The 519-nt window shown below is 63.6% G+C and carries 1 protein-coding gene; it reads right to left on the bottom strand.

Annotated elements, in window-relative coordinates; all coding sequences use genetic code 11:
- Positions 1 to 448 (bottom strand): chlorophyll a/b-binding protein (locus ON19_RS45235; RefSeq protein ID WP_043700712.1); only part of this gene is annotated, 448 nt, incomplete at its 3' end.
- Between the last annotated feature and the right edge of the window lie 71 nt (positions 449 to 519).

Genomic DNA, 519 nt, shown 5'->3' with positions numbered 1-519 from the left:
GGGAGAAGACAATGGCGATGATGGACTGGGCGTGGATGAGGGAGGGGTTGCCGAGGTAGTCCAGGCCGCCGGGGGCAAAGATCTGGGAGCCGGCCTTCCACCACACGGCCTCGCCGAAGGACACGCCGTTCTTGGCGAGCAGCTCTGGGGTCACGCAGCCCAGGGCGCCGAGCATGGCCCAGCGAGCGTGGATGACCTCGATCTCACGGTACCTGGCGAAGGTCTCGGGGTCGGCGGACAGACCAGCTGTGTCCCAGCCGTAGTCACCGGGGTACTCGCCGGTCAGGTATGAGGGAGACTTGGTGAAGGGGCCCAGGTACCCAGCACGGTTGGGACCGTAGAACTCGACGGCGACGCGGGTCACCTGCTTGGTGCCCTTGCCGGAGGTGGGCACAGCCTTTGCGAGGCTGGCGCCGAGGAAGGTCTTCGCCATCATGGTGGATGCCATTGCTGCCGACTAGATCTGTGATGGGTTAAAGATTCCGGTGATTGAAGTGCAGTGAATTGTGAAGAGTGCTG

The sequence above is a fragment of the Nocardia abscessus NBRC 100374 genome (assembly GCF_000308455.1).
GTDB classification, from domain to species: Bacteria; Actinomycetota; Actinomycetes; order Mycobacteriales; family Mycobacteriaceae; genus Nocardia; species Nocardia abscessus.
Note: the sequence above shows the minus strand (reverse complement) of the source record. Positions and strands in the feature narration are given on the sequence as shown.